We start from the raw sequence: 243 nt of genomic DNA, 5'->3' as shown, positions 1-243 counted from the left end.
CGGCGTGACGGTCGATTCGGTCATGCGCGTGCGCGACCGCTTTCTCGACCAGCAATACCGCGGGCACACAGCAGAACTTGCCGAGTGGCAAACGAAAAGTGAAGCGCTCGGAAATGTGGAAACGATTCTCGGCGAGCCGGGAGAAAATGGGTTGAACGCGTCGATGGGCCGTTTATGGAGCGCTTGGCAAGACTTGGAAAGCGACCCGTCGAACGCGGCGGTCCAAGCAGTCGTCAAAGAACG

General features: G+C 59.3%; 1 protein-coding gene. It reads left to right on the top strand.

Going from position 1 to position 243, the window contains the following annotated elements:
• On the top strand, positions 1-243 hold a 243-nt coding region (locus tag SB775_RS33035; RefSeq protein ID WP_410865512.1), incomplete at both ends, for a FlgK family flagellar hook-associated protein.

The organism is Peribacillus sp. SIMBA_075 (assembly GCF_046534585.1).
This window is presented reverse-complemented; position numbering and strand designations above follow the sequence as displayed.